Origin of the sequence: Limimaricola sp. G21655-S1, assembly GCF_027213785.1 — a bacterium.
Classification (GTDB): Bacteria; Pseudomonadota; Alphaproteobacteria; order Rhodobacterales; family Rhodobacteraceae; genus Limimaricola.
The window spans coordinates 146,199-159,093 of record NZ_JAPWGO010000001.1; the positions used below are offsets into that span (position 1 = coordinate 146,199).

Here is a 12,895-nt window from a genome sequence, read left to right on the forward strand (position 1 = left end):
AGGTGGTTGATGAGTGACGCTTCGCCAGAGCGCGGCAGTTTGGGGCGAGACCTGCGACGCTTGCGAAAGTCGCGCGGGTTGAGGATCGCGGATCTCGCGGCTCTCACCAACCGCTCCACCGGCTGGATCAGCCAGGTGGAGCGGGATCGCTCCCAGCCCGGTTACGCGGATCTGGTCGCCATCGCGCAGGCGTTCGATCTGCCGTTGTCGCAGCTGTTTCTCCGCGATGCGGAGCCGATCCCCGAAGCGGGCAACGTATTGCGCGCCGATCAACGCCGCCCGCTGCCGGCCGACAATACCGGGGCGGTCGATGACCTGCTCGCCCCGCTCGTCCATGGAATCCAGTTCTACCGCAGCACGCTCGAGGCGCATTCCGCTTCGGATCAGCCGAGCCGAAGGGGCGGGGTCGAGATGGGCTATGTGCTAGAGGGCCGGTTCGAGATCCGGATCGGCGGGCGGCATCACGCGCTTGGCCCCGGCGACAGCTTCTGGGCCCGGGGCGAGGAGATATCCTGGCTCAATCCCCACGACACCCCTTGCACGGTGGTCTGGCTGCTGGCACCGCTGCGGGATGACCCGGACGCCTGACACCCCGCCCGAACCTGATATCGGCAGCGCCTACGATCCGCCGATGGAGCCGCTCGTCGTGATTCACGAGGATCACGAGGTGCTGATCGTCGACAAGCCCGCCGGGCTGCTCTCGGTCCCCGGCAAGGGCGAACACCTCGCCGACTGCCTGCTGGCCCGGGTGCAGGAAGCTTACCCGATGGCGCTTCTGGTGCACCGGCTCGACCGCGACACCTCGGGCGTCATGGTCTTCGCGCTGACGCCGCACGCCCAGCGCCATCTCGGTCTGCAATTCGAAAAGCGGCAGGCGAAGAAGACTTATGTCGCGCGGGTACGGGGACGGCTGGAGCCCGCGACCGGCACCGTCGACCTGCCGCTGATCGTCGACTGGCCGAATCGGCCACGGCAGATGGTCGATCACGAGAACGGGCGACAGGCGGTCACCGACTGGCGGGTGCTGCGCGCCGATGCGGGCGAAAGCCGGGTGCGGCTGATGCCGAAGACCGGGCGCAGCCACCAGCTGCGCGTGCACATGCAGGCGCTCGGTCACCCGATCCTCGGCGACCCATTCTATGCCGAGGGCGAGGCGCGCGATCATCCGCGGCTGATGCTGCATTCCGAAACGCTGCAGTTCCGTCACCCCGATGGCGGCAAGGGCGTTCGCTATAGCGCCAAGGCGCCGTTCTAGCCGAGGAAATCCCTCAAGGCGTCGATCTCGGCGGGCCGGACCTCGTGGCCGCCGGGATGCCAGACTTGGGTGATGTCGGCCCCCTGCGCCTGCAGATAGGAGATGAGGGTCCGTGTCATCGGCGCCGGGCAGATCGGATCACGTTCGCCGGCGGAAATGAATACGCGGCGACCGAAGAGCCCGGCCTGCGGCGCCGGGCTCCACGGGATCAACGGGTGCAGCAGCGCCAGATCGGTGAAGAGATCGGGCCGCTCCAGCGTCACGGCGGCAAGGATGTTCGCGCCGTTGGAATAGCCGAGGCCTAGAACCCGCGTGGCGCCGGTCCGGGCGATCTCGGCCGCGACGAATTCCGCCATCTCGTCGCGGCGCATGGCCAGATCCTCCATGTCGTAGACGCCCTCGGCACGGCGCCGGAAATAGCGCAGCGCGCCGCCCTCGCTCACCGTGCCGCGCGGCGAGACGACATGCGCCCCGGGCAGCAGCTCGGTGCCGAAGCTGTGGAACTGCTGTTCGTCGCCGCCCGTGCCGTGAAAGGTCAGGAGAAGGGGCGCGCTAGGGCGCCCCTCATGGCGCGCGGCATGGAGCGTCACGCGCCATCTCCCAGCGGCTCGAGCCGGCGCTCGAGTTCGGCGCGCAGATGCTCGTGCTGCTTGGGCAGCTTCAGCGCCTCGCCCAGATGCGCGCGATCCTCGTCGCGGTCGAAGCCGGGCTCGTTGGTCGCCACTTCGAACAGCACGCCGCCCGGGCTGCGGAAATAGATCGCGAAGAAGTAGTCGCGGTCGATCTGCGGCGTGGTGGGCCAGCCGGCCTCGGCCAACCTCTCGGCGACCTCGGCCTGCGCGGCGCGGTTTTCGACGGCAAAGGCGATGTGGTGCACCGAACCCGCGCCGGCCCGTGCGCGCGGCGCCGCCGGATCGACCCGGATGTCGATGCGGCTCGCCGGGTTGCCACCCGCGATCTCGTAGCGTGTCACCGCCCCGTCGCTGGCCGCTTCGCGGTATCCCATGAATTCCAGAAGCTCGACCGTCGCCGCCTTGTCGCGCAGCAGCATTTCGACCGAGTGAAAGCCGCGGATCGGGATCCCTTCCGACACACCCCCGCCGGTCCACGGGGCGCGCCCGTCTGCCGGTGCCTCGACCAGCGCCAGCCTTTCGCCATCGGGGCCGTCGAACAGGAGGCGGGGGGCACCGAAACTGCTGTCGCGAAGGATGTTCTCGACATGGCGCTCGCGCAGCCGAGTCTCCCACGCCTCGGCGCTGCCTTGCGGAATGGCGAAACCGGTCAGCGCCACCTCGCCCGCGCCCCTGCGCCCGCGCGCAGCCTGAGGGAAGGGGAAATAGGTCATCACCGTGCCCGGCGTGCCGATCTCGTCGGCATAATAGAGGTGATAGACGTCGGGCGCGTCGAAATTCACCGTCTTCTTCACCCGGCGCAGGCCGAGCGTGTCGGTGAAGAAGGCGTTGTTGGCCCGGGCCCCGGACGCCATCGAGGTGACGTGGTGCAGGCCCCTGATCTGATCCAGCATGGCATTGGCTCCCCTGTGCTCGGCTCAGAGATAAGCTAGCACGGTCGCGCCGAAATCCCCGGTCCGGGCGCGGGATCGGTGCATGGGCGCACAGGTCGCACATGCTTAGCCGGAACCGAGGCCTTGCCGGAACCGCGGCCTAGACGGGCGCGCCCCGACAGGGACGCGCTGCGATGCTTACTCGGCAGCGTCGAGGCCCCAGCCGGAGATCGCCTTGACCTCCAGGAACTCCTCGATGCCCCAGACCCCGCCTTCACGAGCCCGGCCCGACTGGCCGACGCCGCCGAAGGGCGCGCCCGCGCCGCGCGGCCGGCCGTTCATCTCGATCATGCCCGCATGCAGCGCCAGGGCGAGTCGGTTGCGGCGCGCCGGGTCGGCGGACTGCACGTAGTTGGTCAGGCCATAGGTCGTGTCGTTGGCGATCTCGATCGCCTGCGCCTCATCCTCGAACGGCATGATCGAGAGTACCGGGCCGAAGATCTCCTCGCGCGCGATGGTCATGTCGGGCGTCACGTCGGCAAAGACCGTGGGCCGCACGAAGTAGCCGCGATTGACCCCCTCGGGCAGGCCGGGGCCGCCCGCGACGAGCCGCGCGCCCTCCTCGATGCCGGTCTCGATCAGATCCTGCACCTTGCTCCATTGCGCCTTGTTGACGAGCGGGCCGATATGGCGGCCCTCCTGGCTCGCCGGGCCGACGCCGGTTTCCTGCGCCGTGCGGGCGGCAATCTCGACCGCCTCGTCGTAGAAGCCGCGCTCGACCAGCATCCGGGTCGGCGCGTTGCAGGACTGGCCGGTGTTCTGCATGCAGTGCCGCACGCCGCGTACCACCGCCTTTTCCCCGGCATCGGCGAAGATCAGGTTGGCGCCCTTGCCGCCCAGCTCCAGCGTCACCCGCTTGAGCGTCTCGGCCGCCGCCTTGGAGATGGCGCGGCCGGCCCGGGTCGAGCCGGTGAAGGAGATCATCTGCACGTCCTCGTGGGTCGAGAGCTGCGTGCCGACGCCGGCGCCGTCGCCGTTGACGAGGTTGAACACGCCCGGCGGCACACCGGCCGCGTCGAGCATCTCGGCGAAGACGATCGAGGACAGCGGCGCCTCCTCGGAGGGCTTCAGCACCACGGTGCAGCCCGCCAGCAGCGCCGGGATCACCTTGAGCGTCACCTGGTTCATCGGCCAGTTCCACGGCGTGATCAGCCCGACCACGCCGATCGGTTCGAGCGAGATCATCGTGTCGGGCGCATGATCGCCCAAGGGCCGCAGCCATTCGATCTGGTCGAAGGCCGTCAGGAAGTTCTCGAGGTGATAGGGCAGGGAGGTGGCCTGGCTGTTGCGCGCCAGATCGATCGGCGCGCCCATCTCGCGGCTCATCGCCTGCGCCAGATCCTCCTTGCGGGCCTCGTATTGCTCGAGGATGCGCGCGACCACGGCGCGCCGCTCGGCGGGCGGGGTGGCGCGCCAGCCGGGGCCCGCGTGCTTGGCGGCGGCGACGGCGGCATCGGTGTCGGCCTGACCGCCGAGAGAGATGACGGCGCAGGGCTCTTCGGTCGAGGGGTCGATCACCTCGCAGTCGCGCCCGTCCAGGGGCGCGGTCCAGCGGCCGTCGATGTAGAAGTCGCGTTTCTCGATCATGGGGATCTCCTCCGTGTCGCGGCGCAGAGTGTCACCGGCGGATCGGGGCCGCAAGCTATGGCAGGCGGTGCCGCGGCTTCCTATGTTGGCCACGGGAACAGTGTTACAGGAGGTTACCATGGCCCTGCGCATCAATGACGAGATTCCGAATCTGACCGTCAAGACCGACCAGGGCGAGTTCGCCCTGCATGACTGGGTCGGCGATAACTGGGCGATCATCTTCAGCCATCCCAAGGACTTCACCCCCGTCTGCACCACCGAGTTCGGTGCCGTGGCAAGGCTCGACGCCGAATGGAAGAAGCGCGGCACCAAGGTGCTCGGCGTGTCGGTGGACGGCGTCGACGAGCATGTCCGCTGGAAGAAGGACATCGAGAAGGCTGGCGGCGTCGCGCCGGAGTTCCCGATCGTCGCCGATGACGGTCTGGAGATCTCCAAGGCCTTCGACATGCTGCCCGCCGACGCCTATCTGCCCGACGGTCGCACCCCCAATGACAGCGCCACCGTGCGTGCCGTCTTCGTCATCGGTCCCGACAAGCAGCTGAAGCTGTCGATGACCTATCCGATGACCGTGGGACGCAACTTCTCGGAGGTGCTGCGCGCGCTCGACGCGCTGCAGCTCACCACCGGCAAGGGCGTGGCGACGCCGGCCGACTGGCAGGTCGGTCAGGACGTGGTGATCCCGGCCACGCTCTCGGACGAGGACGCGAAGGCCAAGTTCGGCGAGTTCGAGACCGTGCTGCCCTATCTGCGGATGACCAAATCGCCGCAGTAAGGCGAAACGAGCGGCGCGCCTCGTCGAGAGGGGCGCGCCGGGTTCAGATGACGACGACCGTCGTGCCGACCGGCACGCGGTCGTAGAGATCCTCGACATGTTCGTTGATCAGCCGCACGCAGCCCGACGAGAATTTGCGTCCCATGGTCCAAGGCTGCGGCGTGCCGTGGATGCGGTAATAGGTGTCGCGCCCGTTCTGGTAGAGATAGAGCGCGCGCGACCCGAGCGGGTTGCGGGCATGGCCACCGGGCAGTCCGCCCGCATAGGGGCCATAGACCGCCGGTTCTTGCCGGATCATGTTGGCGGTGGGCGTCCAGGCCGGCCATTCGGCCTTGCGCGCCACCTGGGCGGTGCCGGTGAAGTTGCGCCCCGCCGCGCCGAGCGCCACGACATAGCGGATCGCCCGGCCATTGCCCAAGGTCCAGTAGAGCCTGTTCTGCGCGATCCGCACGTGGACCTGCCCCGGGGCCAGCGCCTCGTTGACGCTGATCTCGGTGGGCAGCCACTCGCGCGGGATCTTCACCACGCGCGGGGGGGCGGCCAGAACCGGTCCGGTGGCCACGATCGCGGCGGCAGCCGCAAGTACGCCTCGTCTCGAGAGTTTCATGCCTGCTCCTGTCCGGGCTCTGCGGCCCGTTTCGCCTCTGTCCGGGGAGCATAACACCGAATCGCCGCGCCGTGGTTAACCTCGTCGCAGAAAAATGGGCGGCCCCGACAGGGGCCGGCCATGAGGGCATAAAGCGTTGAATCAGAAGCGGTAGCTGACGCCGAGCGAGAGCCAGGGGTAGACGACCAGGTCGCTGCCGGTCTCGTTGGCGTCGTCTTCCATCTGCTGCAGGTCGGCCTCGAACTCCGCATCGACGCTCGGATCGCCGCTGGTGCCGTCGAGCGCCACCTCGACGCCACCGATGCCGATCAGGCCGATCTCGCTCTCGAAGCCCCAGCCATGCGCGCCGCCGCTCGTGTAGCCAAGCGCCAGCATCGGCGCGACCTCGTTCGCGAAGCGGACCGAGGCATCGACGCGCGCATCGTCGTAGCGCATGCCGTCATCCGCCCCGAAGCCCCGGCCGCTGCCGTCGAGATCGCTGCTGGAGAAGAACAGGCCACCCGAGATGCGGAAGCCACCGCCATAGGGGTGGTAATCCGCCAGAGCGGCGATGCCGCCGAAGCTGCCATCGGCGGTGATTTCCGTGCCGAAATCATCCTCGTCGCCCTCGAACTCGAAATCCGGAATCCCGGTGAGGACGCCGCGCAGGCGCAGCCTGGGCATCACCTCGTAGGCGGCGGAGCCGTAGAGGCCGAAGCTGGAGACGCCGAAGCCGGTGGAGGCACCCCCGACGCTGTCGGTGAGTGGTTGCGCCTGAACCGTCGTGGCGACGAACAGGAAAACGGCGGCGAGGGCGAGGCTGGGACGCATGGGGGATCCTTGTTGTCTTGCAGGCGCATCTGCCGAGGACAACAGGGCGGCCACAACCCAAGGGCGGCCTGCCCCTATCGATCACCAATGCATGTGGTCGCGGCGCCGCAGGTCTGGCGACGCGCAGGGATCGGGCATGAAAAAAGGGGCCCGAAGGCCCCTTTTCCGTATCGATGCAAACCGGATCAGTCGGCCTGCGCATCTTCCTTGGCTTCCTCGCCGGTCTCCTGGTTCACGACCTTCATCGACAGGCGCACCTTGCCGCGATCGTCGAAGCCCAGCAGCTTGACCCAGACCTCCTGGCCTTCCTTCAGAACGTCCGAGGGATGGTTCAGACGGCGGTTCTCGATCTGGCTGACATGCACGAGGCCGTCGCGCTTGCCGAAGAAGTTCACGAAGGCGCCGAAATCGACGAGCTTCACGACCGTGCCCTTGTAGATCTTGCCTTCCTCGGGCTCGGCCACGATCGAGTAGATCATGTCATAGGCCTTCTGGATCGCTTCGCCATTGGCCGAGGCGATCTTAATCACGCCGTCATCGTTGATGTCGACCTTGGCGCCCGAGACCTCGACGATCTCGCGGATCACCTTGCCGCCCGAGCCGATCACTTCGCGGATCTTGTCGGTCGGGATCTGCATCGTCTCGATGCGCGGCGCGTGGACCGAGAACTCACCGACGCCGGAGAGCGCCTTGTTCATCTCGCCCAGGATGTGCAGGCGGCCGGCCTTGGCCTGCGCCAGCGCCTTCTTCATGATCTCGGGCGTGATGCCCGCGACCTTGATGTCCATCTGCAGCGAGGTGATGCCGGTCTCGGTGCCCGCGACCTTGAAGTCCATGTCGCCGAGGTGATCCTCGTCGCCGAGGATGTCGGTCAGCACCGCATAGGAGCCGTCCTCTTCGAGCACGAGGCCCATCGCCACGCCGGCCACCGCCGATTTCAGCGGCACACCCGCATCCATCATGGCCAGCGAGCCGCCGCAGACCGACGCCATCGAGGACGAGCCGTTCGATTCGGTGATCTCCGAGACGAGGCGGATCGTGTAGGGGAAGTCGGTCGGCGCCGGCAGCACCGCCTGCAGCGCGCGCCAGGCGAGCTTGCCATGGCCGATCTCGCGACGGCCGGGGGAGCCGACGCGGCCCACTTCGCCCACTGAGTAGGGGGGGAAGTTGTAGTGCAGCAGGAAGTTCGATTTGAAGTTGCCGTGCAGCGCGTCGATGAACTGCTCGTCATCGCCGGTGCCGAGCGTGGTCACGACCAGCGCCTGGGTCTCGCCGCGGGTGAACAGCGCCGAGCCATGGGTGCGCGGCAGCAGGCCGGTCTCGGCGACGATGTCGCGGACGGTGTCGAGGTTGCGGCCGTCAATGCGCTGGCCCTTCTTGACCACGTCGCCGCGCAGCACGCTCGATTCGAGCTTCTTCAGCGCCGAGCCGAGATTCGCGTCCTCGAGCTGCTCCTCGGTGAGCTGGGCCTTGATGTCCTCGCGGGCCTGGGCGACGGCGGCGGTGCGCTCCTGCTTGTCGGTGATCGCGAAGGCGGCGCGCATCTTCTCTTCGCCGGCGGCCTTCACGGCATCGTAGAGCGCCGAGTAGTCCGGGGGGGTGAAGTCGAAGGGCTCCTTGGCGCATTCCTCGGCCAGATCGATGATCAGGTCGATCACCGGCTGAATCTGCTCATGTGCGAAGGTCACGGCGCCGAGCATCTCGTCCTCGGTCAGCTCGTAGGCCTCAGACTCGACCATCATGACCGCGTCCTTGGTGCCCGCGACCACCAGGTCGAGGCGCTGCTCGGGGTTCGAGCGCAGGTTCTGCATGTCGTCGACGGTCGGGTTCAGCACGTAGTCGCCATCGACATAGCCGACGCGGGCACCGGCGATCGGACCCATGAAGGGCGCGCCCGAGATCGTCAGCGCGGCCGAGGCCGCGATCATCGCGACGACGTCGGGATCGTTGACGAGGTCGTGGCTCAGCACGGTGCACATCACCAGCACTTCGTTCTTGAAGCCCGGCACGAAGAGCGGGCGGATCGGCCGGTCGATCAGGCGCGCGGTCAGCGTCTCCTTCTCGGTCGGGCGCGCCTCGCGCTTGAAGAAGCCGCCCGGGATCTTGCCGGCGGCGTAGTATTTTTCCTGGTAGTGGACGGTCAGGGGAAAGAAGTCCTGACCCGGCTTCGGCGCCTTGGCGAAGGTGACGTTGGCCATCACGCTGGTTTCGCCCAGCGTCGCGATGACCGAGCCGTCGGCCTGGCGCGCGACCTTGCCGGTTTCCAGCGTCAGCGTCTCTTCGCCCCACTGGATCGATTTTTTCACGTCGTGAAACATCGTCTTTTCCATTCTGGCCCGACCTTCGGGCCCTTGTGCCCCCCTAATGCGTGAACAGTCCCTGGGGGCGGGTTGCGGAGGGGCCGGATGCCCCTGGCTCTCGTGTTTCCGTGACGCGGGTCGAGCCCGGTCCGCGCCATCCCGGATAGCAAAGGGACCGCGCCGTGGCGCGGTCCCCGAAAACCTTAGCGGCGGATGCCGAGGCGGCCGATCAGGGCCTGGTAGCGCTCGACGTCCTTGTCCTTCACGTAGTCGAGAAGCTTGCGGCGGCGGGCGACCAGCTTGAGAAGGCCACGGCGACCGTGGTTGTCCTTCTTGTGGGTCTTGAAGTGCTCGGTCAGGGTCGCGATGCGCGAAGTCAGGATCGCGACCTGCACCTCGGGCGAACCGGTGTCGCCGTCCTTGGTGGCGAAATCGCTGATGACCTTGGCCTTGTCTTCCACGGTGATCGACATCGGGGTCTCCTTTCGGGATGAGAGTGATGGCGCAAGCCGGGATGTCGTCCAGCAGGGCCCATGGAGTACCGCCTCCATATAGGAAGACGGATGGGTGCCCATAGGAGAAATCGCCCGAAAAGGAAAGTGGTTTGCTGTGGCGCGGGGTCGCGGCGGGACTCAGGCGACGGGATCGGTGAGCAGCAGCACCGCGCCCGGCGCGAGCGCGTCGATCCCGGCGAGCCGCAGCAGCGCCGCGCCGTCGGCGCGCAGAAGCAACCCTTCCGGCCGCGGCTCCAGCGTTAGTTCCGGCGCGGCGCCCTCGGGATGCAGCACCACGATCCGATCCTGGGCGGCATCGAAATCGGCGATCACCGCCGGATCGCCCGCCTCGGCGCTGCGCAGCGCGAAGATGTCACCGCCGGCCCCGCCATGCGCCGTATCGTCAGCGCCTGCCGCGATGACGTCGTCGCCCGCGCCACCATTGAGGAAATCGCCCGCCCCGGCGCCCGAGCCGTCGCCGGTGCCGTCGAGCCGGTCGTCGCCGGCGCCGCCATGCAGTACGTCGCGTCCTGCGCCGCCATTCAGCATGTCATCGCCCAGGTCGCCGCCCAGCGCGTCGTGACCCGTACCTCCGAACAGCCGGTCATGCCCGGCGCCTGCGCGGATCGCGTCGTCTCCGGCACCGCCGCGAAGCAGATCGTCACCGACATGTCCCCACAGCGCGTCATCGCCGGTGCCGCCCGCAAGCGTATCCTCGCCGCGCCCGCCATGGATCTCGTCATCCCCGGCACCGCCATCGGCCCGGTCGGGGCCATCGCGCAGATCGATATGATCGTGTCCCGCGCCAGCCTCGACATGGTCGGCCATCCCCGCGTCGACGATGTCGCCGAAGATCACGTCGGGGGCCTCGCTGCCCGTGTCAGACAGGCGCTGCGGCAAGGGTGTCGCGGCTTCGAGGGCGGAATCGCCGTCCAGCGCAAAGGCTGCGTCGAGCGGTACGGTCTTCGGCGGCGCGTCGGGCCCGTCGATGTCGATCTCGTCGCTGTCGGATTCGGAGCCGCCCTCGGTGATCATGGGCGGCAGCAACGCCGCGCCGGTAAGGGCAAGGCCGAGCAGTCCGAGCAGGGCGAGCATGGCAATCTCCGCAACGAGGGCGAAGCGCAGGCTAGCATGCGGCGAAGGACTTACGGCCCGGAACCGTCCGGCAGGGTTAAGGGCGGGGGATCAGCGGTTGGCGCCGGGCTGCCACAGCACGTCGGCGCGGCCCGAATCATTGGCGATCCGCGCCGCGACGAAGAACCAGTCCGAGAGCCGGTTCAGATAGCGCGCCGCATGCTCGTTCACCGCCTCGGCGCGACCCAGCGCCACCGCCAGCCGCTCGGCCCGGCGAGAGACGGTTCGGCACAGGTGCAGATGCGCGGCCAGCGCCGAGCCGCCCGGCAGAACGAAGCTGCGGAGCGGCTCCAGCGCCTCGTTCATCGCGTCGATCTCGCGCTCCAGCCGCTCGGTCTGGCCGGCGGTCATGCGCAGAACCGGGTATTTCGCCTCGGAATCCCGGTCGGGGTCAGGGCGGCACAGATCGGCTCCCAGATCGAACAGGTCGTTCTGGATACGGCCCAGCGCGGCGTCCATCTCGGCCTCGGCATGCAGGCGTGCCAGCCCGATCGTGGCATTGGTCTCGTCGACCGTGCCATAGGCCTCGACCCGCAGCGCGTCCTTGTTCACCCGGCTGCCATCGCCCAGCGCGGTGTCGCCCTTGTCGCCGGTGCGGGTGTAGATGCGGTTCAGCACGACCATCAGTTCACCCCCCGCAGGAACACGTAGAGCAGGATCAGCAGCACCGCGACGAATTGCGCGCCGATGCGCCAGCGCATGATCTTGTTGGCGTATTTGCGGTTGAAATCGCCACCTTTTCCGAAGGTGCCGACGCCGAACATCAGGATGCCGGCGACGATCAGGACGGCGAGAACGACGAGAATGAATAGCGGATCTTCGAACATGGGGCGCCTTTCGCGGTTGCCCTACCATCTAGCGGCCGGGCGGCTCGAGGCAAAGCGGGGCGCGGTGTCGCGGGTTCACCCCCGCGCCACCACCCAGTCGAGCGCCCGCGTCGGCAACAGCCGCCGCAACGTGCCGGAAACATGCGTGGGCGTGGTGACGTAGTAACGCGGTCGCGGCCGCTTCGCCTCGAGCGCATGGGCGAGCTTGTCGGCCACCGCTTCGGGCGGCAATTCGAACCGGTCGGGGCCACGCTCGGCATAGAGCCGGTGCAGCAGGCCTTCGTATTCCGCGCGCCGGGCCGAACCCTTCCAGTCGATCCAGCGCTCGAAATGCGGAATCGAATTGGCACGGATCCGCGAGGTGACAGGGCCCGGCTCGATCAGCGAGATGTGGATACCGGTCCCGGCCATCTCGAGCCGCAGCACGTCGGTCAGACCCTCCAGCGCGAACTTGGTCGCGACATAGGCACCGCGCCACTTCACCCCCACGAGGCCGAGCACCGAGGAGCAGTTGACGATCCGGCCCGCGCTCTGGGCCCGCATCACCGGGATGACCCGCCGGGTCAGGTCGTGCCAGCCGAACAGGTTGGTCTCGAAGATTTCCGCCAGCGCCTCGCGCGGCAGGTCCTCGACTGCGCCGGGGCAGGCGAAGGCGCCGTTGTTGTAAAGCGCGTCGAGCCGTCCGCCAGTGGCTTCCAGCACCGCGGCCAGCCCTTCCGCCACGCTGTCCGGATCGGCATAGTCGAGCCGCGGCGCCTCGAAGCCCTCGGCCCGCAGCCGCGCGCAATCGGCTTCCGCCCGGCAGCTTGCGAAGACGCGCCAGCCCCGGTCGCGCATGTGGCGCGCGCAGGCAAGACCGATGCCGGAGGAGGAGCCGGTGACGAGGAGGGTGCGGGGGGTGTCCATGCGGGTCTCATGGCGGGGCAGGGGACGGGGTGCAACGAAAAAGGCGCCCCTCGGGGGCGCCTCTTCCGGCAAATGGATTTCGGGCTCAGCCTTCGACGGGGGCGAGCAGCCGCTCGGACATCCAGCCGGTCTCGCCGGTCGAGGTGATCTCGATTCTGGCCCAGCCACCGGCGCTCTCGATCAGCCGGGCTTCGGTGCCGCGGGGCAGGGTGTCGAGCACGGCGTGGCTGGTGCCGGGGCCTTGGCGCATGTTCACCCAATCGCCGCTGATCTGGCGCAGTTCTATATCCGACATGGTTTCGGCAACGGCCGGAGTGGCCACGGTCTCGACCGGCTCGGCTTTGGCCGGCTTCGGCATGAAGGAGGCCGAGATCAACTCGACATTCTCGGGAAATTCGCGCATCGCGGTGACCGGAATGCCCGACTCGCTACTCTCGACGTCGTGACGGGCGATCATCTCGGGGGACGGGGTGCTGGCCTGCACTGCGCCGATCATCGTCTGCGGCCGGAAATCGGCGCCGCCGGACATTTCGTAATAGCCCACGCCGAGCAGGAGAAAAGTGGCACCGATGCCGAAAACATGTTTCATGACAACCTCTTGTTCTGCTCAACACCCCGCCGGTTTGGTCACTCTCATGT

15 protein-coding genes are annotated in these 12,895 nt (G+C 67.9%); 3 read left to right on the plus strand and 12 right to left on the minus strand.

Annotated elements, in window-relative coordinates:
• Nucleotides 1–9: 9 nt before the first annotated feature.
• Together O4G76_RS00780 and O4G76_RS00785 are read left to right on the plus strand one after the other, a co-directional pair.
• Nucleotides 10–588 carry a helix-turn-helix domain-containing protein gene (locus tag O4G76_RS00780; RefSeq protein WP_269395552.1) on the plus strand — a complete coding sequence of 193 codons (579 nt, stop codon included), beginning with the start codon at nucleotides 10–12 and terminating at the stop codon, nucleotides 586–588.
• Complete coding sequence (locus tag O4G76_RS00785) at nucleotides 572–1,255, plus strand: RluA family pseudouridine synthase (protein WP_373568001.1); 684 nt, start codon at nucleotides 572–574, stop codon at nucleotides 1,253–1,255. Before O4G76_RS00780 ends, O4G76_RS00785 begins: the two co-directional genes overlap by 17 nt.
• Here the strand turns inward: O4G76_RS00785 and O4G76_RS00790 are convergent.
• The 3 genes from O4G76_RS00790 to O4G76_RS00800 form a co-directional block, all read right to left on the minus strand.
• A complete protein-coding gene (locus O4G76_RS00790) occupies nucleotides 1,252–1,845 on the minus strand; it encodes an alpha/beta hydrolase (protein WP_269395553.1) in 594 nt (197 codons plus the stop codon). The genes O4G76_RS00785 and O4G76_RS00790 overlap by 4 nt on opposite strands.
• Nucleotides 1,842–2,780: a VOC family protein gene (locus O4G76_RS00795; RefSeq protein ID WP_269395554.1), complete on the minus strand. Its 939-nt coding sequence runs from the start codon at nucleotides 2,778–2,780 to the stop codon at nucleotides 1,842–1,844. Before O4G76_RS00795 ends, O4G76_RS00790 begins: the two co-directional genes overlap by 4 nt.
• A 177-nt stretch (nucleotides 2,781–2,957) precedes the next feature.
• Complete coding sequence (locus tag O4G76_RS00800; protein ID WP_269395555.1) at nucleotides 2,958–4,406, minus strand: aldehyde dehydrogenase family protein; 1,449 nt, start codon at nucleotides 4,404–4,406, stop codon at nucleotides 2,958–2,960.
• A gap of 118 nt (nucleotides 4,407–4,524) precedes the next feature.
• Between O4G76_RS00800 and O4G76_RS00805 the strand changes: the two genes are divergently transcribed.
• The gene (locus O4G76_RS00805) at nucleotides 4,525–5,178 is read left to right on the plus strand and encodes a peroxiredoxin (RefSeq protein WP_269395556.1); all 654 of its coding nucleotides are present in this window, start codon (nucleotides 4,525–4,527) and stop codon (nucleotides 5,176–5,178) included.
• Between the two features lie 43 nt (nucleotides 5,179–5,221).
• Here O4G76_RS00805 and O4G76_RS00810 read toward each other — a convergent pair whose 3' ends face one another.
• The 9 genes from O4G76_RS00810 to O4G76_RS00850 form a co-directional block, all read right to left on the minus strand.
• Nucleotides 5,222–5,785: a L,D-transpeptidase gene (locus O4G76_RS00810; protein WP_269395557.1), complete on the minus strand. Its 564-nt coding sequence runs from the start codon at nucleotides 5,783–5,785 to the stop codon at nucleotides 5,222–5,224.
• Between the two features lie 141 nt (nucleotides 5,786–5,926).
• On the minus strand, nucleotides 5,927–6,595 hold the full coding sequence (locus tag O4G76_RS00815; protein WP_269395558.1) for a hypothetical protein: 669 nt from the start codon (nucleotides 6,593–6,595) through the stop codon (nucleotides 5,927–5,929).
• A 185-nt stretch (nucleotides 6,596–6,780) separates the two neighbouring features.
• Complete coding sequence (gene pnp, locus O4G76_RS00820; protein ID WP_269395820.1) at nucleotides 6,781–8,913, minus strand: polyribonucleotide nucleotidyltransferase; 2,133 nt, start codon at nucleotides 8,911–8,913, stop codon at nucleotides 6,781–6,783.
• A gap of 185 nt (nucleotides 8,914–9,098) precedes the next feature.
• On the minus strand, nucleotides 9,099–9,368 hold the full coding sequence (rpsO, locus tag O4G76_RS00825; RefSeq protein WP_269395559.1) for a 30S ribosomal protein S15: 270 nt from the start codon (nucleotides 9,366–9,368) through the stop codon (nucleotides 9,099–9,101).
• A 159-nt stretch (nucleotides 9,369–9,527) separates the two neighbouring features.
• Nucleotides 9,528–10,484, minus strand: a complete 957-nt coding sequence (locus O4G76_RS00830) for a calcium-binding protein (RefSeq protein WP_269395560.1) — start codon at nucleotides 10,482–10,484, stop codon at nucleotides 9,528–9,530.
• Nucleotides 10,485–10,574: 90 nt separating this feature from the next.
• On the minus strand, nucleotides 10,575–11,147 hold the full coding sequence (locus O4G76_RS00835) for a cob(I)yrinic acid a,c-diamide adenosyltransferase (protein WP_269395561.1): 573 nt from the start codon (nucleotides 11,145–11,147) through the stop codon (nucleotides 10,575–10,577).
• Entirely contained in the window at nucleotides 11,147–11,350 is a 204-nt protein-coding gene (locus O4G76_RS00840; protein ID WP_085895002.1) for a twin transmembrane helix small protein, read from the minus strand. The genes O4G76_RS00835 and O4G76_RS00840 overlap by 1 nt, the downstream gene beginning before the upstream one ends.
• A 75-nt stretch (nucleotides 11,351–11,425) precedes the next feature.
• Nucleotides 11,426–12,256, minus strand: a complete 831-nt coding sequence (locus tag O4G76_RS00845; RefSeq protein ID WP_269395562.1) for an SDR family oxidoreductase — start codon at nucleotides 12,254–12,256, stop codon at nucleotides 11,426–11,428.
• Nucleotides 12,257–12,341: 85 nt separating this feature from the next.
• Nucleotides 12,342–12,845: an SH3 domain-containing protein gene (locus O4G76_RS00850; protein ID WP_269395563.1), complete on the minus strand. Its 504-nt coding sequence runs from the start codon at nucleotides 12,843–12,845 to the stop codon at nucleotides 12,342–12,344.
• Nucleotides 12,846–12,895: the final 50 nt, after the last annotated feature.